The organism is Enterococcus sp. DIV0436a (genome assembly GCF_051711605.1).
Classification (GTDB): Bacteria; Bacillota; Bacilli; order Lactobacillales; family Enterococcaceae; genus Enterococcus_B; species Enterococcus_B faecium.
The window spans coordinates 2320736-2342626 of sequence record NZ_JBIONA010000001.1 but is presented as its reverse complement, the minus strand read 5'-3'; the positions used below and the strand labels follow the sequence as shown (position 1 = coordinate 2342626).

The following is a 21891-nucleotide window of genomic DNA, read 5'->3' as shown; positions in this document are numbered from 1 at the left end:
CTAACGATCAAAATAAACACAGACACATTCTGGTGCATAGACATCTTTTTTCAGTAATTCCAGTAATCCTGTTTCAGGATGACGGCGATATAATGTCAGATTATCGGTATTCTGATTGGCACACACGACAAAATTATTGCTTGGATCTAGTGCGAAATCGCGGGGAAAATCCCCTTCTGTTGAGATGATTTGCTTGTTTTGAATGTGGGAACCATCTTCAAAAACTGCGAATACAGCAATCGAGTTATGTCCTCGGTTAGAAGCATAAAGGAACTTGCCATCATTTGAAATGCGGATAGCTGCCCCTCCATTTTCACCGTCGAATTCTTCTGGCAAGGTCGATATTTTCTGTAATTCTTCAAAAGCACCTGTTTCTTTATTATAAGAAAGCACGCGGACTGTGCTGTCTAATTCACCAAATAAATAAGCGAATTGTCCATTTGGATGAAAGACAAGATGGCGAGGGCCTGTTCCTGGCTCTGCAGTGAAGGTAGTTACAAGATTCAATTTGCCGTTTTCGGACACATCATAAGTATACACACGATCTGTACCAAGATCACATACGACTAATCGTTGGTCAGGAGTCAGATCCGTATAGTGGACATGCGCATGATCTTGGTTTTTATGAGGACCTGTCGCTTCTTGATGGAATATTGAATCTGCTGCTTTCAGTTCGCCATCTCCTAATATATGGTAGACATTTACTTCACCTTTATGATAGTTCGCCCCGTATAGTAATTGACGTGCTTCATCAACCGCTACATAACACAAAGGAGCGCCAGACTCTGTTACCGCATTCAAAAAATGAAAATCCTTATCGTACGCACCGGCACCACCTAATCCATCCACACTAGTAACTGTGTAAAGATTGCCAGCTTTACTTTTTGCTACATAGGTAGGGCTATTTTCTTCAACAGCTAATGAAAGGTTGGCTAATTCTTCTTTTTCTGTATCAAGGTCGATCGTATAGATTCCTTTACTTTCGCGACGCGTATAGGTTCCTAAAATTATCTTTTCGATCATATGAGCTGATTCCTCCTAATTGTAATGAAATAGTTTTCGTTTTTATTCTATCACATAATTATTCCACACGGCTAAAGAATGAGAATGTGTTATACTGTTTTTGAAAGCAATTAAAGGAGAGAGTGCAATGATTCAGGCAAAGATTACAGAAATTGGGTCAGAAGCAATAAACAAGGAAGAACCCATGCTGATTTTGTTCGATAAAACAGCAACAGCTGCCTTACGAAAATATTCGGTGATTCAAGAAGTATCAAAAGACGAACCTTTTTCTTTGAAAGCAGGCGGAACAATTGCTTTTGATGATCAGGTATATACGATCGATTATGTCGGTCCGATGGCCAATGGGAATTTAGAGACAGTAGCTCACGTATCATTGATTTTTGATGCTTGTCCAGAAGAAGGACAAATTGCAAATGGAATCTATCTTCATCCGCATAGACTGCCTGCTATTGGTTTGGGAAGCCAAATTTTTTATAACTAACAGGAGGAATTATGGAAGGAAAAAATAAGAAGAACAGACCGGTATCGTGGTTTTGGCGCTGGTTTTTAAATAATCAAGTAGTCACAGCCTTACTTGTTGTATTGTTAATATTGCTGATCGTCTTTTTATTTACAAAAGTTTCATATTTGTTTGCACCAATCTGGCAATTTTTAGCAATCGTAGGTCTGCCTATCATTTTAGCAGGAATCTTGTATTACTTGATGAATCCGGTAGTTGATTACTTTGAAAAGCGAAAAGTACCAAGGCTTTACAGTATCATTGGGCTGTTTGTTTTGGTTGTTGCACTAATCGCATGGGGGAGCGTAGTGATCATCCCTAAGATTCAGGAACAAACAGTGAGCTTCATCAGTAACTTCCCTCAATATGTAGATACGATTGATAATAAATTAACCGAGATTTTGCGGGACCCGCTGTTCAACCAATTTCGCGAACAGTTGGAAACAGCAGGTGATAAGTTCATGAATTCGGCAGGCGATATGATCCAAGATATATCTAAGAGTACAGTTCAGAGTCTTGGAAGTTTTGTCGGCGCGGTAGCGACTATTTTAGTGGCTCTGCTGACGATGCCGTTTATCTTATTTTATCTATTGAAAGACGGTAAACAATTAGCACCTTATTTTGTCAAATTTTTACCGACACGCATGCAAAAACCGACGTTGAATGTGCTGAGTGAAATGAATAGTCAAGTTTCTTCTTATATAAGAGGACAACTAACTGTGGCTTTTGCTGTGGCAATCATGTTTATGATTGGTTTTGCGGTCATTGGTTTAGAGTATGCTGTCACGTTGGGGATTATTGCGGGTTTTTTGAACCTGATCCCTTACTTAGGATCATTTTTAGCGATGATTCCGGCTATCTTTTTAGCCATTGTAGCAGGTCCATTCATGATCATCAAAGTACTGATCGTTTTTGCAGTAGAGCAGACAATAGAAGGACGCTTGATCTCTCCATTAGTACTAGGGAATCAGTTAGCAATCCATCCAGTAACGATTTTATTAGTTCTGCTGACTTCTGGGAAATTGTTCGGAATCATCGGTGTGATCTTGGGGATTCCTGTTTATGCAGCAGCTAAAGTAGTGATTACTCATGTTTTTGAATGGTACACAACAATCTCTTCTCTTTATGAAGAAAATCCGTTGAAAAAGCAGAAAGAATAACAAAAAGAGACAGATGGGAAAATATCCAAGGCACAAATGCTGCTTTGAAGATTTTTTCCTCTGTCTCTTTTGTATGCATTTATCTCAATTTTTAAAATGATTTACCTAAAGCAGCAGCTTTATCTAATGCATTTTGCATCAACTCATCTGCACGGTCAGGGTCATAATCGATTCCTTCGATGAATAGCTGATCTACTTGATCGATGCCTACAAAGTTTAAAATACCTTTTACATATTGAGAGGCAAAGTCTTGTCCGTTGTATACACCGCCATTAGATTGGATGTGCAGTGCTTTTTTACCTGTCACTAATCCTTCTGGCCCGTTTTCTGTATAGCGGAACGTTTTTCCAGCTACATTGACGGTATCGAACCAAGCTTTTAATTTTGTTGGGATATTTAGATTCCATAAGGCGTTTGCGATAACGATTTTATCAGCAGCAAGGAACTGATCAGTCAATTCATTGAAACGAGCAATTTTTTGTTGTTGACTTTCTGATAAGGAAGTGAATTCTGCACCAGCACGTAATGCTTCCCAACCTGATAATAATTCTTCATCGATTTCCGGAATATCATCGCGATAAAGTTCCAAAACAGTCACTTCATCATCTGGATGATTTTCTTTATAACTTGTTAAAAAAGACGTCAATGCCTTAACTGTGCGCGATTCTTCTGCAGTTAGGGGATGACCTTTGACTACTAAAACAGATGCCATATGCTTACCTTCTCCTTTTATTGCTATGATTGTTATAACTATGACTAACAAAATCAGTTTACTCGAAAAAGAAAAGGCTATCAAGTCATATTGATAAGGTTGAAGAATAAATAACTAAAAAAAGACAGGGTATAAAAGAGGCTGTGACACGATTTTTTGTCACAGCCTCTTTTGAATCTAACAAGCAATATTCAAGCAACACTCGACTGAAGAGCTTCCATCCCACCAATGATATAAACAGCACGAAAACCATTAGCAGTAAGTTGATCGGCTAATGCTTCTGATCGCCTGCCTGTATAGCTTAGAATATAATAAAGTTTCTTTGGATCTAGATTTTTTAATTGTCTTGGCAAGATAGCAGCGGGGATAGAAAGCGAGTGGCTTAAGTGGTTTTTTGTGTAATCTAAGGTATTTCTTGTATCTAAAACGATGCTGTCAGCATCGAGAGGCAATTTATTGAAGTCTTGGACACTAATTGATTGGGCCATTTATCTCATCCTTTGTTTAGTATGTGGCTATTTTAATGGGCAACTCTCATTAATTCAAATGGAAGGATTCCTCTTATCACTTTTTTAATGTATCGGATGATAATGAAAAAAAACTATGCAAATGTCTTGCAAAACAGGTAGGAGGTGTTATAATGACATAGCGTCATATGACAATGTGTCATCTTGAAAGAAAGGAGGATCCATATGCCGACACAGACATTTTTCCATTTGCCTAAAGAAAAACAAAAAAGACTAATCGAGGCTGCGAGAATCGAGTTTTCTAGAGTACCCTTAAAAGAAGCTTCGATTGCTAATATCGTCAAATTAGCGGATATCCCTAGAGGCAGTTTCTATCAGTATTTTGAAGATAAAGAGGATCTTTATTTTTATTACTTTGAGACAATGAGACGTGACAGCTCTAAAGATATGTTACAACTAATGAAAGAATCCGATGGTGATCTATTCAAAGGATTCGAATCCTATTTTTCTAAAATGATTTATGAGATTTTGGAAGGCGAGAATGCTTCTTTTTATCGTAACTTGTTTATGAACATGGATTACCGTGCCTCAAGAAAAGTCGCTCCTCATACGAGTCGCCAAAAAACGCCTCACGATCCACATAAAGAACACAAACAAGATGCAAAAGAGTTGTTTGAATTGATCGATCGGACGAAGCTGAAAGTAAAAAATGATCATGAATTGGAATTACTGATCCAATTAGTGATGAATACTGTATTTACAACAATTGCGCATTCGTATCGCTTATTTTCAACATCTGAAGATTACTCAGTAGAGCAAGCAATCAGTGAATTCAATTTGAAACTTTCTTGGCTGAAAAACGGAGTATATAAATAGAAAGAAGGGAACTAGATGCTAAAAATCGTAAAACGGATCTCCTTGACTTCAGCAATTGCAGCTGCAGTTTTCATGGTGATCCAAGTACTGGCAGATTTATATTTGCCGACACTTACCTCCAATATTATTGATAAAGGGGTAGCGCAAGGAGATGTCGATTATATTTGGCATACAGGTTTTGTGATGATCGGCTTTTCTTTGATCAGTATCTTAGCTGCTATCGCAAATACATTTTTTGCTACTCGTGAATCACAGAAACTGGGTAAGCAATTGCGTACGGATGTCTATAAAAAATCAGAGAGTCTGACAAAAGATGCGTTTGATAAATATGGAACGGCCTCTTTGATCACAAGAACGACCAATGATGTGACTCAAATCCAAATGGTTACACAAATGTTTTTACGTATGATGATCAATGCACCAATCACGTTGATTGGCGCGAGCATACTTGCTTATCAAAAAGATCATCAGTTGACAAAAATCTTCTTAGTTGTCATCCCAGTAATGATTATTTTGATCGGCGGAATCATGTACTTTGCTGTTCCATTATTCAAAAGTATGCAAAAGAAAACTGACCGTTTAAACCTGGTATTTCGAGAAGGATTGACAGGGGTCAGAGTGATTCGAGCATTCGATAAGACACGCTTTGAAGAAAATCGTTTTGATTTAGCGAATAAAGATTATACAAATACGGCAATCAAAGTTAATACGATCGTCGCATTGATGATGCCAATGATGACATTGATCATGAGCGGTACAAACGTAGCAATCACTTGGTTTGGTGGACACTACATAGCAGATATGACTTTGGAAGTCGGTAATCTGATTGCATTTATGACTTATGCGATGCAGATCTTGATCAGCTTTATGATGCTTTCCGCTATTTTTATCATGGTGCCTCGTGCACAAGCTTCAGCTGACCGTATTAATGAAGTGTTGGATGAAAAAATCGGTATCCATGACCCTGAAAATCCTAAAACAGTTTCTTTTGCTGGAAAAAACGCAACATTGGCCTTCAATCATGTCAATTATCGATATCATGGAGCAGAAAAACTTGCATTGGAAGATATTGATTTCCAAGCCAAGTCGGGCGAGATCGTCGCAATCATAGGGGGGACTGGTTCAGGTAAAACGACCTTAGTCAATTTGATCCCTCGATTATATGACATCGAATCTGGTTCGATCCAAATAAATGGAACGGACATTAGTGACATGACTCAATATAATTTGCGAGAATTAATGGGCTTTGTTCCTCAAAAAGCAGTTCTGTTCTCTGGAACGATCCGAGACAATATGCAGTATGGTAAGCCGGATGCAACAGATGAAATGATTTGGAAAGCATTAGAAATCGCACAAGCTAAAGATTTTGTTTCAGAGATGGAAGATGGCTTAGATAGCCATGTGGAACAAGGAGGAGGAAACTTCTCTGGTGGACAAAGACAGCGTCTGGCAATTGCACGGGCATTAGTCAAAACAGCAGATATCTATGTGTTTGATGATTCCTTCTCAGCGTTGGATTTCAAAACGGATGCCAATCTTCGCCAAGCATTGAAAACGAATATGAAAGAAAGTATCACCGTTTTAGTTGCTCAACGAGTAAGTACAGTAATGGATGCAGATATGATCCTTGTGCTAGATGAAGGAAAACTGGTTGGCAAAGGAACACATGAAGAACTATTAGCAACAAACGAAACTTATCAAGAAATCGTTCATTCACAACTAAGAGAGGAGGACTTAGCATGAGTAAAACAAACACACGTCCCTCTCATGGACCAGCAGGCGGTCCAGGACATGGTGGACCTGGCAGAAATCTCGGTGTAAAAGGTGAAAAGCCTAAAAATTTCTGGGGAACGGTACGCCGATTGTTTGGCTATATGTCTAAACGTATGGTTGCGATCATCGCTGTATTTGTACTAGCAATAGCAGCCGTGATCTTCCAAATCCAAACACCAAAGGTCTTGGGGAAAGCAACCACAGAAATATTCAAAGGTGTAATGGCTGGCGCTCAACAGATGCAACAAGGCCAACAAGTAACAAAATTTCCGATAGACTTTGATAAAATCGCGCAGATCATTGCGACAGTAATCGTGATGTATTTGATTTCTGCTGTATTCAACTTTTTACAACAATTTATTATGACACGTGTTTCCCAACGAACAGTTTATGAATTACGTCATGATTTGGAAGCCAAAATGAATCGTGTACCGATTTCCTATTATGATACACATACAAATGGGGATATCATGTCTCGAGCAATCAATGATATGGATAACATCGCAAGCACGCTGCAGCAAAATTTGACTCAATTTGTAACTAGTGCAGTCACATTGATTGGGGTCATCGTGATGATGCTTTCAATCAGCTGGCAATTGACGTTAGTCGCGTTATTGATGATCCCTTTAAGCTTGATCATCGTGATGATCGTAGCGCCGAAATCACAAGTGTTTTTCGCAGATCAGCAAAAAAGTTTAGGTTTATTGAATAACCAAGTAGAAGAAACATATGGTGGTCATACCATTGTTAAAACATTCAATCATACTGAAAAAGACCAGGAAGTATTTGAAAAAGAAAATCAGAATCTGTATGCCGCTGGTTGGAAAGCTCAATTTATTTCGGCAATCATCATGCCGTTGATGAATTTCGTTAAAAATCTAGGCTATGTGTTCGTCGCTGTACTAGGCGGAGTAAAAGTTGCAAATGGGAACATGACATTAGGGGATGTTCAAGCGTTCTTGCAATATACAACACAGTTCTCTCAACCAATCACTCAACTTGCAAGTTTGATGAACACTATCCAATCAACAGTTGCTTCAGCCGAACGGGTATTTGAAGTGTTGGATGAAGAAGAGATGTCCAATGAAAAATCTGGCCTTCCAGAAGAAAAAGATACACCATACAAAGTTCGTTTTGAAAATGTTCAATTCGGCTACACACCAGATAACTTGCTAATGACTGATTTTAACTTGGATGTCAAACCTGGTGAGATGGTCGCTATTGTAGGTCCGACTGGTGCAGGGAAGACGACACTGATCAACCTTCTTGAACGGTTCTACGATGTTTCTGGAGGTAGTATTCGTTACGATGGTGTAGATACCCGTGATCTTTCACGTGATGAATTGCGCGCACAGTTTTCAATGGTACTGCAAGATACTTGGCTGTTTACAGGAAGTATCTATGACAATATCAAATATGGGAACGACGATGCAACAGACGAACAAATCATTGAGGCTGCTAAAGCTGCTCACGTAGACGATTTTGTTCGTAAATTGCCAGAAGGATATAACACTGTATTAAACGAGGATGCAAGCAATATTTCGCAAGGGCAGCGTCAGCTAATCACAATTGCGCGGGCATTCTTAGCAAATCCGGATGTCCTGATCCTTGATGAAGCAACATCTAGTGTAGATACACGAACAGAAATACTGATTCAAAAAGCGATGAACCGCCTATTGGAAAACCGGACAAGTTTCGTTGTTGCTCACCGCTTGTCTACAATACGCGATGCAGACAACATTATTGTGATGAATCATGGTTCGATCGTAGAAACAGGAAACCACGATACATTGATGGAAAAAGATGGATTCTATGCAGATCTTTATAACAGTCAGTTTTCTGAAAAAGAAGCTTCATAGAATAGTACAAATTTATTATTTTTTTTAGGGGCTGTGACAAAAGTCGTGTCACAGTCCCTTTTTCCGAATAAACGGTGTTCAATCAGCTGTCCCTCGGTATTAGCTCAAAAAACGGCAAAATATGAGGAGCTATTTTTCCGTTTTGTTTCTCTAATACTCAGGTCAAACCGCTGATTTTACAACCTCTTCCTTAAACGGTGTTCAAAAGCTTGCATCTGCGGTAATAAGCCCAACCAAACGAAAAATAGGAGGAGCTATTTTTGTTTGGCTGTTCTTATTACTTGATGCAGAACAGCTTTTTCACAACCTCTTTTTATAAGAGTTTTTACTCATTAATTTACAAAAAACAAGCAAAATGCGAATTTTCTCACATTTTTTTTAACAAAATCAAAGTTATTGCTTGAAAGAAGAAGAATCCATCGTTAAAATAAAGCTTGACGTAGAGGGGAGCAAGAAATATGAAAGATTTTCAATTGGGGGCTGCCACCTATTTAAAAAGTGTAGCCATTCGGGTGAAAGACCGAGATAAAATGATTAATTTTTACAAGAACGTTGTTGGCTTTGATTTGAAAAGAGAAGAAAACGAATTAGCCATTTTAGGAACAGAAGAAGCTGGAAGTGAAATGTTGCTGCTGGAAGAAAGTCCTAGAGCGAATGATCACATGAGGGAGATCAAAAAGCTGAACCGTTTTTCATTGATTATCCCTAGCACAGAAGAAATGGCAGATATCCTTTGTCGTATCCGTAAAATGAATTATCCAATCAAAGAAGCTTTAGAAGATCATGGACGTATGGGGATTTTGCTCGTAGACCCAGAAGAGAATGAATTGGAAATTTACCATGAAGAGAATAAGAACGACCAAAGAGAAATTCCGGAAACAATGGATCAAGAAGCATTATTAAGAAAATCTGAAGAAAAATTCAGTAAACTATCAACAGGTTCTTATTTTGAAAAAATCCATTTAAATGTTACTAACTTAACAGAAGAACGCCAATTTCTTAATCATGTACTTGGTTTGAAGGTACATAATGAAGAAGAGGGCATCCATGTATTGAATGAAGGAGATTTCCATGTTGGTTTGACAGAAGCTAGCGGAGGCGCAATTGATTTGCCTACAGATGAAGTGATTGGACTTGATTTTCTGAAATTCATGATCGATACTGAAAGCATGGAAGGACTGATTGCTCACTTGCAGCAACTATCAGTTGATTTCTTCTTAGACAAAAAGCACACAGTACTCACAATCTATGATGCTATAGGAATCGAATGGTGGTTCGTCAGTGAGCCAAAAGAAAAGAATAAAACTGACATTCGATGCGACGCTTAACTTTTTCTTTCTTAACGATTGTCGCATGTCTCGTCATTTTATGAACGGTCATACTATCGCTTATTCTAGAGATAGAAAGAGAAAATAGTATACCGGAGGAAACTGCGCGGTTTTTCGCGCAGTTTTTTTGTGTAAAAAAGGTTGATTCCTCATAGATTAAGCTTTAAGCTTGGACTGTAAGAATCTGATAGAAAAGCAGGAGAAAAAGATGTATCCACACACGAAACAGCTTATTTTGAAAAAGATGGAAGAAGGATTTTATCCAGGTGTAGCAGTCGCCTTCATAAAAGAAAATCAAGTAGAAACATTTACAGCCGGCTTTGCCCAAGTCGTTCCTGAAAAGCAGCTGATGACAGAAGATCTGTTGTTTGATGCAGCCTCACTGACGAAAGTCGTTGCAACCACTTCATTAGTTTTACGTCTATTAGAAGATGGAAAGATAGAACTCGATCAACCGCTTCATAAATATCTTCCTGAATTTGAAAATCAGACAATCACTTTGCGTCATTTACTGACACATACTTCTGATATCAAAACATGGATACCAAACAGAGATAAGCTATCTCAGGAAGAATTGATCGCCGCTTATTTGAAGCTAGAACCAGGTGAGCAACTAGGAAAAGAAGTAAAATATACAGATGCCGGAACGATTCTTCTTGGATTGATGCTGGAAAAAATTTACCAAGAAACTGCAGTGGAAATCTTTCAAGAACAAGTATTGGAACCATTAGGAATGATGAACAGCTTATTTCTTCCTTTTCCTTCCAAAAAAATCGTTCCCACAGAACAACTGCCTTCGGGTGAGGTTTTGCGTGGACAAACTCATGATCCGAAAGCAAGAGTTTTAGCTGAACATGCAGGGAATGCTGGGCTCTTTATCGATTTGAACGACAGCATTACTTTTGTCCAAATGTATTTGAACAAGGGAAAAATCCGTAATGGTCGGTTTTTAGAAGAAGAAACGATTGATTCTTTGCTACAAGACCACACTCCAGAAAAAAATGGCTATCGTTCTCTAGGGTGGGATTTAAAAAAAGATGTAGAAGACGGTCATGCGATTCTTTTTCATACTGGTTATACAGGTACGTTTTTCTTGATTGATATAAAAACACAAGAAGCGTTGATATTTTTGTCAAATCGCGTACATCCTGTCGATCATCGTGCGGAGTATCTCATATGTCGAGATGAAATTGTTGAAAACTTTTTGAAAGAGAAAGCGGTATTACCGAAATAATGCTATAATAGCTATGAAAAATGAGAGGAGTTTGAATTATGCAGGAACCTATGTTTTTAAAACCAGTTTTTCAAGAAAAAATTTGGGGAGGAAGTCGTTTACGTTCAGTCTTCGGTTTTGATATCCCTAACGATAAAATCGGAGAAGATTGGGCGATCAGTGCGCATCCTCATGGTGTCAGTGTAGTAGAAAATGGCGAATTCAAAGGGAAAAGATTAGATGAACTATGGTCAGAACACAAGGAATTGTTTGGCCATCCTTCAGAACCAGTGTTTCCATTATTGATCAAGATCTTAGACGCAGAAGATGATCTATCTGTACAAGTACATCCAGATGATGCCTATGGGATGAAACATGAAGGTGAATTAGGAAAAACTGAATGCTGGTATATCATCGATGCTGAACCTGGTGCAGAAATCATCTATGGTCATCATGCAAAGACAAGAGAAGAACTAGCTGAGATGATCAAAGATGGGCGCTGGGATGACCTTTTGAAGAAAGTACCAGTTAAAAAAGGTGATTTCTTTTATGTACCAAGCGGAACGATCCATGCTATTGGTAAAGGAATCATGATTTTAGAAACACAGCAAAGTTCTGACACGACTTACCGCGTGTATGACTACGACAGAAAAGATGCGCAAGGACAAACAAGAGAGCTGCATATCCAACAATCGATCGATGTAACAACTGTCCCTGCGAAAACACCAGAATTACAAATCAAAGAAGTCCGAAAAGGGAATTCATCGATCGTCACTTATTTAGAAACTGAGTTTTTCAATGTATATGAGTGGGATATTAAAGGAATCACATCTTTCAAAAAACAAGCCCCTTATACATTGATGACGGTAATCGAAGGAGCAGGAGACCTTGTCGTTGACGGAAAAACATATCCATTAGAAAAAGGAACAAGCTGTATTATTCCAAATGGCGTTTCTGAGTGGGCGGTCCAAGGTGAACTAGCAATCATTGCGTCTGAACCAGGCAAATAGTTCCCAGATAGCTGAAAGCAGCAGACGGTTTTTCGTTTGCTGCTTTTTCTACATAAAATCCGTCCATCAATAAATAGAAGTATGGTGAAAAAGATGGAATACAAATGGAAAGCAAACAACAGCAGTCGCGTGTCTATGAAACAACTGAGAAAAGCTGGACATCACTTAAATGAAATGATCATGCCAAATCTAAGTCTGTTTATCGCTTGGGGAATCTTGTCATTAGCAACAAAAGGTGTGTCTGGCGATTTGCACACCACATTAGAAGAGGTATGCCATTGGATGATCCAGCTGCTTTTACCCATCTTGATCAGTTATTCAGGCGGGAAATCGGTAGGGGGACAAAAAGGGGCAGTCGCCGGTGCAATTGCTTCTTTAGGGTTAATCGCTCGTTCCAATGCTCCACAAATCGTAGGAGCGATGATTATCGGGCCGCTTGCCGGCATCGTATATGAACAATTTGTTTCTAGATTCCATGTGAAATTCAAGGCTGGATATGAAATGCTTGTCAGCAACTTACTAGTAGGACTGACTGGTAGCGTTATTTGTATAATTGGAATCGTTTTTATTGAACCAGTTTTAAATAGTGTTCACTTGTTGCTCGCCTCCGTTGTGTCTTGGCTAGTCACAATGAATCTGTTACCACTTGTCAGTCTGATCTTAGAACCTCTAAAAGTACTATTTTTCAATAATGCAATCAATCATGGTGTATTGACACCTTTAGGAATCGAATTCTCACAAACAGTCGGGTACTCTTCCTTATTTTTGATGGAGGCAAATCCTGGACCTGGTTTAGGGATCTTACTTTCTATCCTTTGTTTTGCAGAAAAACAGGAAAAAGTAAATGCGAGTGGAGCATTGATGATCCATGCGATTGGCGGGATTCACGAAATCTATTTTCCATTTGTCTTGCTGCGACCGTATCTATTTTTAGCTGTAATGGCTGGTGGGGCAAGCGGCACGTTGATATTTCAATGGTTAGATACGGGATTAGCTGCACCTGTATCGCCTGGGTCACTACTCGTGATTTTTGCCAATGCGCCTTATCCACAACTAGCTGGGGTAAGTATAGGGATAGCAATCAGTACATTTGTGACCTTCATTTGTGCAGCGATACTATTGAAATTACCAAATAAAGAAAAAGAGAACAAAACGGTCAAAGAAAGGGGAGAAATCTTGGAACCATCTATCATTCATTCCGTCATTTTTGCTTGCGACTCAGGTATGGGATCAAGTGCTATGGGAGCCGCCCTGCTGAAAAAGAAATTAGCAGCAGAAAAAATCGATCTTTCTGTCGGATACAGCTCTATCTATGAATTGAATAACCAAGTAAATCAGCTGGTTATCGTGCAACATGAACTAGCGGGTCTTGCAAGAGAAAAAGTACCTCAAAGTCAAATCTATGTACTGGATCACTTTTTGGAAACAGATATCTTGCTGTCACGAATAAAAGAAGCGATCCAATTTCCAAAGCGGGAAGAAAAAAAAGAGATAGCAGATATCACAGAACAAAAAACGTCGCCTGCTAATATTGTATTTTTGTATAAAAACAACAGACGCGGCTCACAAACTATGGGCATGACGATTTTAAGTCAATTAGCAAAAAAAGCGAAAAAACAGTTTGTTATCTCAAAAGAATCAATAGAAAAAATCAAAATCCAAGAAGAAACGATTTATATCGCACAAAGAGAACTAGCTGTAACTGAACAGCTAGAAGAAAAGATCCCTCGGCTAGTTCTAGTTGAACATTGGGTAGCTACGAATGAATACGAAAAACTCGTGAAGGGAGAAATATAAGATGTATTTATCGCCCAGAGAAAAACAATTATTAGCAGAATTTCTCAGTAGCCCGTCACCTGTATCTATCCAAAAAATGATGAATTTATTGAAGGTCAGTAAACGGACTATTTACCGCGAATTAGATAATCTTGAAGTCTCATTGAAATCGGTAAATGCTTCTTTGAAAAAAGCAGCTAGAGGCTCATTTGTCATTGAGGCATCAGAAGAAGTATTAGAGCAATTAAAAGAAAATACAGATGGGAAAAGTAATGACTTATCCACTGCTAAACGACAACACGCGATTTTAGCCGAGTTGTTACTGACGACAGAGCCGTTGAGTCTTGCTCATTTCATGGAATCATATCGCATCAGTAATACCACTTTTTATGCAGATATCAAACAGTTGGAAGAAAGTATTCGCCAACTGCCTTTGGAAATCATTCGGAACCAGGGATACGAGATCGAAGGACCGGAAAAATACCGCCGGCTTCTGACCGCGAATGTATTAGAATTAGAAATCAATGAATATGAACTTTTTCATAGTATTTCTTTCGATGCATCACTGAATTATTTTTTTCGATTCGTTGATCCGCAACATCTATCTCTTGCACGCAAAGTAATCGGGGAAGAATTGATCCAAAAAAAGACCAATCTAAGTGATAGAAAGCTTGAACATTTGGTTTTGATGCTGACATTGACGATGGAGCGTGTGACGAAAAATCATTTACTGACAAATGAGACATATAATGGTCTGGCAAACAAAGAATTACTACAGACAGCTAAACGATTGTTTTCACGGATCGCTTCTGAGACAAAACAACTTTATCCAGTAAATGAGATCGTCTTTTTTGCAGGATTATTAAATGACTTCACGAACTCATTTGATCAGAATTTCTTTGAAGAGACGTTCGATACACAGCTTGCTTATTTAGTAAAACAACTGATTCAAGAAGTAAGTGAAGAGACGAATGTCCATTTTTATGAAGATGAAACTTTGTACAAAATGCTGTTGACTCATTTATCTGGTGTGTTTTCAAGAGCCGTTTTACAAGAAGAGACACTGACCAATCCGATTTTAGAAAAAATCATGGTTCAATACGAGGAAGTTGCGAATGCAATCCGTAAAGCAGTAGAGCGGATTTTTCAAGAAAAAAAATTATCCGAAGAAGAGATCGCTTATATGGTCCTTCATTTTGCGAATTCATTGGAACGAAGTCCGAAAGAAAGCAATATCAGTATTGCAGGTTTTTCGCCAAGTGGATTAGCTTCTACTAGCATGTTGGAACTACGATTGAAAAGGTATTTTCCCTTCATCCAACAAATTCATTTCTATCGGATTGCTGATTTAAAAAAAATCGATTTACAAGAAGAATATGATGTTGTTATTTCTACATCTATTTTACCAGGATACGGTGGAAAATATATTTTAGTCTCCCCGCTACTGCTAGAAGATGAAGTCAAGCAGCTAAAAGAAGCTTTTTCGCATATTGAGAAGAAAAAAAGGCAAAAAATTACGTATAACAGCAATAACGAGTGGATGATAGAAGATACTTATGAGGAAACAATGCATTTCATGGATCAAATCAATCAATTACTTGATCGTTTTTTTATCCAAGAACTGGATAATCCTGAGACGATTTCCGAAACGATTCGCAGCTTATTTCCTTATTTTCCTGAAGGACTAGTAACGGATGAAGAGGTGGTTCATCGCCGGCTGCTTAAGCGATATGAACAAGCACCTATCGGTATTCCTCATACAAATATGGGGTTATTCCATACATCCAGCTCATTGATTTCTAAACCGATCTTTTGTATTTTCAATTTGAAACATCCGTTGACCATTGAAGGGATGGATAGACAGCCAGTCGATTTGTCCCGTATGTTAGTTATGCTGGCGCCTTCGCCAATCCAAGAAAAAGACGGGATTCTTTTAGGAAAGATCAGTGGAGCAATCATCATGAACGATTTGAACACCGAGATCTTCCGCTCAGGAAATAAAGAAATCGTTTATCAATTGTTAGCGAAAATCCTGATTGAAGAAATAAAGAAATGAGGGTGAAAAGATGATCCAGCTACCAGCAGAAAAAATATTGCTCGATCAATCCTATCAAGATTGGAAAGAAGCGTTGACCGAGATTGGCCAGTGGATGACCCAACAAGGGGGAATCAAACCGGCATATATCCAATCAATGATCGAAAGACAAGAAAAAGCGAGTGTCTATATCGGGAATTTCGTAGCCTTGCCACATGGGACTGACAAAGATGAAGAAGTAGTAGAAGAAGGAATCTATTTAGTCCAAGTGCCTGATGGTGTGGACTTTGGAACAAAAGAGGAACCAAAAATCGCGACACTCTTATTTGTAGTGGCTTTAAAAAAAGAACATCAGTTAGCGGTGCTCCAAGATTTAGCCTTTTTCTGTTCAGACATCGACCAAGTAATGGCGCTCAGTGATGCGGAAACCATTGAAGAAGTCCAAATGATTTTTGAACATGGACATATATAACCAATGTTCTCAGTAAAAAAAGCTGCCTTGCATCAAGTAATAACTTCAACCAAGATAAAAATAAGAGGAGCTATTTTTGCTGGGAGGTTCTTATTACTGCGGATGCAAGCTTTTGAAAACTATTTATTCTAGAAAACCGTTTATTTGAAATAGGGGACGGTGACAAGGTTTTTGTCACCGCCCCTATTATTTTTGTGTTTTAATAGCTCTTTTTTATATAGATAGCGCCCATACCTATGAATAATAAAACGATACTCCATATACCAAGTGTCAAGATACCATTCATGAAAGTAATCTGTTCTGAAGCTAGTGGCGAGAAAATATCTCCTCCTATGATCACATTTTGAAAATCAACATAAGAAGTTGGCAAGTAATGACTGATTGATTCTATCCATCCAATCGAAGAAAACAAGCGATACTCTGCTAAGAAAAGACAAAGAAGTGTACCTAAAAGATTGACTAGAGAATGTTCAAATAAAGCAGATAGAAGAAAACTGATTGTACTTAAAAAGAGCACCCACAACAACAGGAACAGAAAGCTCTGGAAAAGATACGCATACATCGGAAGGATTCGTATCTCCTGACCAATGATCGTTCCTACAGGATAACGGAAGTCTCCCAAACCATTTTTGATTATTACTAGTATAGAGACGATCAAAAATGGCATCACGAGACTTAGCATAGCTGCACCATAATAAACGGTAAAACGGATGCTATGTTTCTTTACCATACTATCCGGTAATAGATTGACTAGAGAGATTACCTGCTTTCTTTTTTCATAAGAGATGATGGAAGAAAGAAACAAGGCGGTTATACATAAAATCAAAAAACTAGAAATCATTCCTGAAAAAATATTTTCGTAGTAATTCGCTAAAGGGAGATGCGCTGGCAAGTCAAAAATAGAATATCTTTGGATCTGATGTTCTTTCATATAACGGAGCAACTCGACACGTTTTTGTTGTTCAATGATTGGAATTCCTTGTCTTTGACCAGAAATCAGTCGATCCAGTATATCTTTTTCATAATGATAAGTTGCTTCGACCATTTCCTGGACATTCCCTGTGTTTTTTGCATGTAAGATTGCTTCGATCAGTTTGTTGCTTTTCTCTAAACTTTCCACAAATTCTTTCTCATTCTCATCTTCTTTCAACGTTTCAATCAAACGTTGCATCTCTTCATAGTTATGATTCAGTTCATCGAATTCTGTATAAGCAAGTTTATGATCAAAAAAAAGTGGGAATGCAAAGAGCACGACCAACAATAGAGGAAATAAAAAGTTTACTTTGTTTTTTAGTAAGAGATTGCGTTCAAATGTAAGTAAAGACATAGTTACACCTCATATAATTTACGATAAATAGCTAAAATCTCTTCCATATTTGAGGATTCTGTGACGATTTCTCCATTTTTTAGAAAACATGCTTTAGAACAAATCGATTGGATATTCGCGATAGCGTGGGAAGAAAGAAGAATCGTCTTCCCCTCTTTCTGCCATTGTCTGATGAGGCTATTCAAGATATCAATACTTCCTGGGTCTAATCCGTTCAACGGTTCATCGAATAACATGACAGATGAATCACTGATCAAGTAAGCAGCAAGCAAGACATGTTGTTTCATTCCTAGAGACATTTTTCCAATCGGCAAAGTAAGGTACTCAGTCATCTTCAATCGTTGGAAAACAGTTTGGCATTCTACTTTGCTCTGCCAATAGTATTTGATCAAAGTCAAATAATCAACAGCCGATAGATAGTCGGATAACTGATTCGTTGATTCTAGAAAAAAGAAAGACCGGCGATAATCTGTATAAGCAGTAGGAGAGATGTTGTGAAGGGACAATTGATCATAAGTTGTTGGTAGCAGTTGGGCAATACCATTCAGCAAAGTTGTTTTGCCAAATCCGTTCGGGGCAATCAAAGCAGCTACTTCTCCTGATTCTACTAAAAGATCTAATTGTCGAATCACACGTTTTTTACCACGTTTCATGTTCATGTTTTTGATCAGTAATGTCATAGATAGGCCTCCAATATAAAATTTAATAACATAATAGAATGAAAAACATCTAAATGAAATGCTAACAAAAGTTATTGTTTGCATATTATAAAAAAATTAAAATAACAGTTTTATTTAAAATTGAAGTTTTCTAATACCGAAATCTTTTTATTTTGCTGACATACTCAAACCTTTGGCACAAAGTTTCGTGCCAAAGTACGACTATTTCTCTTTTTAGTAAGCGGATACAATTAGAGTATCAAAAGGAGAGAGGGAGAGACAAAATGGAACGGACGATTCCCAAAAACAACATTTCGCTAAAAGCGAGGGTACAAAAATTAGGCAGTACTTTATCAAGCATGGTCATGCCAAATATTGGAGCACTGATTGCCTGGGGTGTATTAACGGCTCTATTTATCCCAGATGGTTATTTACCAAATGAGGCTTTCGCTACCATGGTAAGCCCAATGCTAACTTATCTGATTCCTTTATTGATCGGTTATACTGGCGGAAAAGTAATTGCTGGTGACCGCGGATCAGTTGTTGGGGCAATTGCAACGATGGGTGTGATTGTCGGAACAGATATTCCAATGATGCTAGGCGCGATGATCATGGGACCTCTTGGTGGATATGCCATCAAGAAATTTGATCAGCTATTCCAAAAACGGATCAAATCCGGTTTTGAAATGCTAGTCAATAATTTTTCAGCAGGTCTTATCGGTTTTGGATTAGCGTTATTAGGTTTTTCTGCGATTGGTCCAGTTGTCGATGCATTGACTCAAGCAATGGCAAAAGGTGTAGAGATCATTTTATCTGCCCATTTGATTCCATTGACAAGTATTTTTATTGAACCAGCAAAAATCTTATTTTTGAATAATGCAATCAATCATGGGATTTTGACACCATTGGGAACTGAACAAGTAGCAGAGGCTGGAAAATCTATTCTATTCTTGCTTGAAGCAAATCCTGGTCCAGGACTTGGCGTATTACTTGCTTTTACTTTGTTTGGCAAAGGAGCAGCAAAATCTTCAGCACCAGGAGCCATGATCATTCACTTTTTAGGCGGGATCCATGAAATCTATTTTCCTTACGTTATGATGAAACCGTTATTATTCTTATCAGTTATAGGCGGAGGAATGTCAGGAAGTTTCATTTTCCAATTGATGGATGCTGGACTAAGAGCGCCAGCTTCTCCAGGGTCGATCATTGCGATTCTAGCGATGACACCGTTCAATTCTTACCTTCCTGTTATTTTGGGCGTGATTGTTGCCGCAGCTGTTTCGTTTGGTATTTCTGCAGTAATTTTGAAAGCGGATGCGAAAGATACAAATGAAGACTTCGAAAAATCTGTTCAAGAGACAAAGGCAGCTAAGCAAGCTTCCAAAGGTGCCCAAGGTATTCCTCAAGGAGCTACATTCTCTGGCGTACAAAAAATCATTTTTGCTTGTGATGCAGGGATGGGATCAAGTGCGATGGGCGCTTCGATCTTGAGAAAAAAAGTACAGGAAGCAGACTTGCCTCAAACGGTGACCAATCAAGCAATCAGCCAACTGACAGATGACTCGAATACATTGATCGTTACTCAGGTCGAACTACAAGAAAGAGCAAAACAAAAAGCACCGAGCGCGCGTTTTGTCTCAGTAGAAAACTTTTTGAATTCACCTCGATATGATGAAATCATTCAAGAATTAAGCAGCAAGCAGGAACCATCAGTTTCTGAAATTGAGAATGAGCCAGCAGAAGAGTTTCTTTCAGCAAACATCAAACAAATCAAAGAGATTCTACTTGTCCACGATGATCGTTCCGGATCAGCAACAATGGGGATGACCGTGCTCAAAGATATATTAGACAAGAACCATTTAACTGTCCCGTTAAGAAAAGTCAATATCCAAGATTTAAAAGATGAACCTGATTCACTGATCGTAGCCAAAGAAAGTTTAGCGGAAAAAGTACAGATGGCTGCGCCTCAATCCATTCATTTATCAGTCAACAGCATGGTCAATCCGCAAAAATACGAATCGATTGCACAATATTTGAAACAGACAGCTTAAGGGAGGAAAACAGCATGCAAAGTTTGCCATTCGACATGATCGAGCTCAATCGATCTTTTAAAACCAAAGAAGAAGCGATCCGCTATTGCGGTAAGATGCTTGTAGAAGCAGGGTGCGTTGATGAGGAATATATCGATGCCATGGTAGATAGAGACAAAATGTTATCTGTTTATATGGGAAATTTTATCGCGATTCCTCATGGAACAGATGAAGCAAAAAAATATGTGAAAAAATCCGGCATTTGTGTCGTACAGGTGCCAGACGGTGTCAATTTTGGTACGGAAGAAGAAGAAAAGATTGCGACTGTTTTGTTCGGTATAGCAGGAGTCGGCGATGAGCATCTGCAACTTGTACAGCAAATCGCACTTTATTGCAGTGATATGGACAATGTTGTCCAGCTAGCAGACGCGCTCAGCAAAGAAGAAGTAACGGAAAATCTAGCAATTGCTTAAGGAGAGAGAAAAATGAGAGCAGTACATTTTGGTGCAGGAAATATCGGTCGAGGATTTATTGGAGAGGTTTTGGCAGCTAATGGATTTGAGATTACTTTCGTAGATGTGAATCACACGATTATTGATGCTTTAAATGAAAGAAAAGAATACGAAATCGAATTAGCAGATGAATCAAAAGAAAAAATCACTGTAAAAAATGTCAAAGGAATCAACAATCAAACAAATCCAGAAAAAGTAATCCAAGAAATCGCTGAAGCAGATTTAGTTACTACCGCCATTGGCCCGAATATCTTACCTTTTATTGCTGAGTTGATTGCAAAAGGTATCCAAGAAAGAGAAAAGGAAGGAAGCACAACATCTTTAGATATCATTGCCTGTGAAAATATGATTGGCGGTTCAGCATTTCTAGAAAAAGAAGTGTATAAATATCTTCCGGAAACATCATTTACTGACAAATATATCGGCTTTCCAAATGCAGCAGTCGATCGAATCGTCCCATTACAACACCATGAAGATCCTTTATTCGTCCAAGTGGAACCTTTCAAAGAATGGGTCATTGACGATAGCCAAAGAAAAAATAAAAAAATCCAATTAAAAGGGGTTTTATATGTAGATGATCTAGAACCATATATCGAACGCAAACTATTTAGTGTCAATACTGGTCATGCGACTGTCGCTTATACAGGTGCCTTGTTAGGTTACCAGACCATTGATGAAGCAATGCAAGATGCGTTAGTTGTGGCACAATTAAAATCAGTTTTGCAGGAAACAGGAAGTTTGCTGATTGCCAAATGGGGGTTTGATGCAGAGCAGCATCATGCGTATATTGAAAAAATCATTCATCGCTTCCAAAACAAAAATATCTCTGATGCGATCACACGTGTCGCTCGGACACCATTACGTAAGTTAGGTTATCAAGAAAGATTTACACGTCCAGTGAGAGAACTACAAGAACATAACTTGACTTGCCCACATTTGACGGCAACAATGGGGATTATTTTTAATTACTATGATCCTGAAGATGAACAAAGCCGTCAATTGCATGAAATGAAGATCCATGAAAACTTGGAACAATTGATTCAAGAAGTCACAGGAATCAATGATCCGAAAACAATCGGGAATATCAAGCAAAACGTGAACCGTTATGCCAAGCAAGTCGCTTAAAATAGGATACGAAAAAGGGGAATGTGACGAAATTT

At 38.4% G+C, this 21891-nt stretch carries 19 protein-coding genes; 14 read left to right on the top strand and 5 right to left on the bottom strand.

Annotated elements, in window-relative coordinates; translation table 11 throughout:
• Positions 1-1023 carry a lactonase family protein gene (locus IGL15_RS11570; protein ID WP_002307191.1) on the bottom strand — a complete coding sequence of 341 codons (1023 nt, stop codon included), beginning with the start codon at positions 1021-1023 and terminating at the stop codon, positions 1-3.
• A gap of 127 nt (positions 1024-1150) precedes the next feature.
• Between IGL15_RS11570 and IGL15_RS11565 the strand changes: the two genes are divergently transcribed.
• Both IGL15_RS11565 and IGL15_RS11560 read left to right on the top strand, forming a co-directional pair.
• Positions 1151-1504, top strand: a complete 354-nt coding sequence (locus IGL15_RS11565) for a PTS glucitol/sorbitol transporter subunit IIA (RefSeq protein ID WP_104765437.1) — start codon at positions 1151-1153, stop codon at positions 1502-1504.
• A gap of 11 nt (positions 1505-1515) precedes the next feature.
• A complete protein-coding gene (locus tag IGL15_RS11560) occupies positions 1516-2682 on the top strand; it encodes an AI-2E family transporter (RefSeq protein WP_002287273.1) in 1167 nt (388 codons plus the stop codon).
• Between the two features lie 91 nt (positions 2683-2773).
• On the opposite strand, the gene IGL15_RS11555 is transcribed toward IGL15_RS11560, so the two are convergent.
• Both IGL15_RS11555 and IGL15_RS11550 read right to left on the bottom strand, forming a co-directional pair.
• The gene (locus IGL15_RS11555) at positions 2774-3394 is read right to left on the bottom strand and encodes an NAD(P)H-dependent oxidoreductase (protein ID WP_002287272.1); all 621 of its coding nucleotides are present in this window, start codon (positions 3392-3394) and stop codon (positions 2774-2776) included.
• 191 nt (positions 3395-3585) lie between these two features.
• A complete protein-coding gene (locus IGL15_RS11550; protein WP_002287271.1) occupies positions 3586-3882 on the bottom strand; it encodes a rhodanese-like domain-containing protein in 297 nt (98 codons plus the stop codon).
• A gap of 204 nt (positions 3883-4086) precedes the next feature.
• Here IGL15_RS11550 and IGL15_RS11545 point away from each other — a divergent pair, with 204 nt between their 5' ends.
• The 9 genes from IGL15_RS11545 to IGL15_RS11505 all read left to right on the top strand — a co-directional run bounded on the left by IGL15_RS11545 (position 4087) and on the right by IGL15_RS11505 (position 16203).
• Positions 4087-4737: a TetR/AcrR family transcriptional regulator gene (locus IGL15_RS11545; RefSeq protein WP_104765438.1), complete on the top strand. Its 651-nt coding sequence runs from the start codon at positions 4087-4089 to the stop codon at positions 4735-4737.
• 15 nt (positions 4738-4752) lie between these two features.
• Positions 4753-6480, top strand: a complete 1728-nt coding sequence (locus tag IGL15_RS11540) for an ABC transporter ATP-binding protein (protein WP_002287267.1) — start codon at positions 4753-4755, stop codon at positions 6478-6480.
• Positions 6477-8369 carry an ABC transporter ATP-binding protein gene (locus IGL15_RS11535; RefSeq protein WP_104765439.1) on the top strand — a complete coding sequence of 631 codons (1893 nt, stop codon included), beginning with the start codon at positions 6477-6479 and terminating at the stop codon, positions 8367-8369. Before IGL15_RS11540 ends, IGL15_RS11535 begins: the two co-directional genes overlap by 4 nt.
• 458 nt (positions 8370-8827) lie before the next feature.
• A complete protein-coding gene (locus tag IGL15_RS11530; RefSeq protein ID WP_104765275.1) occupies positions 8828-9697 on the top strand; it encodes a VOC family protein in 870 nt (289 codons plus the stop codon).
• A 208-nt stretch (positions 9698-9905) separates the two neighbouring features.
• Complete coding sequence (locus tag IGL15_RS11525; RefSeq protein ID WP_087626435.1) at positions 9906-10931, top strand: serine hydrolase domain-containing protein; 1026 nt, start codon at positions 9906-9908, stop codon at positions 10929-10931.
• A 38-nt stretch (positions 10932-10969) separates the two neighbouring features.
• Entirely contained in the window at positions 10970-11920 is a 951-nt protein-coding gene (manA, locus tag IGL15_RS11520; RefSeq protein ID WP_002287262.1) for a mannose-6-phosphate isomerase, class I, read from the top strand.
• A gap of 93 nt (positions 11921-12013) precedes the next feature.
• A complete protein-coding gene (locus tag IGL15_RS11515) occupies positions 12014-13717 on the top strand; it encodes a PTS transporter subunit EIIC (protein ID WP_002287257.1) in 1704 nt (567 codons plus the stop codon).
• Position 13718: 1 nt separating this feature from the next.
• On the top strand, positions 13719-15752 hold the full coding sequence (locus IGL15_RS11510) for a BglG family transcription antiterminator (RefSeq protein ID WP_104765276.1): 2034 nt from the start codon (positions 13719-13721) through the stop codon (positions 15750-15752).
• A 10-nt stretch (positions 15753-15762) separates the two neighbouring features.
• A complete protein-coding gene (locus IGL15_RS11505) occupies positions 15763-16203 on the top strand; it encodes a PTS sugar transporter subunit IIA (protein ID WP_104765277.1) in 441 nt (146 codons plus the stop codon).
• Between the two features lie 199 nt (positions 16204-16402).
• On the opposite strand, the gene IGL15_RS11500 is transcribed toward IGL15_RS11505, so the two are convergent.
• Entirely contained in the window at positions 16403-17530 is a 1128-nt protein-coding gene (locus IGL15_RS11500; protein ID WP_104765278.1) for an ABC transporter permease, read from the bottom strand.
• 2 nt (positions 17531-17532) lie between these two features.
• Positions 17533-18210: an ATP-binding cassette domain-containing protein gene (locus IGL15_RS11495; protein WP_104765279.1), complete on the bottom strand. Its 678-nt coding sequence runs from the start codon at positions 18208-18210 to the stop codon at positions 17533-17535.
• 263 nt (positions 18211-18473) lie between these two features.
• On the opposite strand from IGL15_RS11495, the gene IGL15_RS11490 reads away from it, so the two are divergent.
• Genes IGL15_RS11490 through IGL15_RS11480 form a run of 3 tightly spaced genes read left to right on the top strand, consistent with a single transcriptional unit; the run spans position 18474 to position 21856 of the window.
• Positions 18474-20240, top strand: a complete 1767-nt coding sequence (locus IGL15_RS11490) for a PTS mannitol-specific transporter subunit IIBC (protein WP_104765280.1) — start codon at positions 18474-18476, stop codon at positions 20238-20240.
• 14 nt (positions 20241-20254) lie between these two features.
• Complete coding sequence (locus IGL15_RS11485) at positions 20255-20692, top strand: PTS sugar transporter subunit IIA (RefSeq protein WP_104765281.1); 438 nt, start codon at positions 20255-20257, stop codon at positions 20690-20692.
• Positions 20693-20704: 12 nt separating this feature from the next.
• Positions 20705-21856 (top strand): mannitol-1-phosphate 5-dehydrogenase, encoded by a 1152-nt coding sequence (locus IGL15_RS11480; RefSeq protein WP_002287246.1) that lies wholly within the window; start codon positions 20705-20707, stop codon positions 21854-21856.
• The last annotated feature ends 35 nt before the right edge of the window (positions 21857-21891 follow it).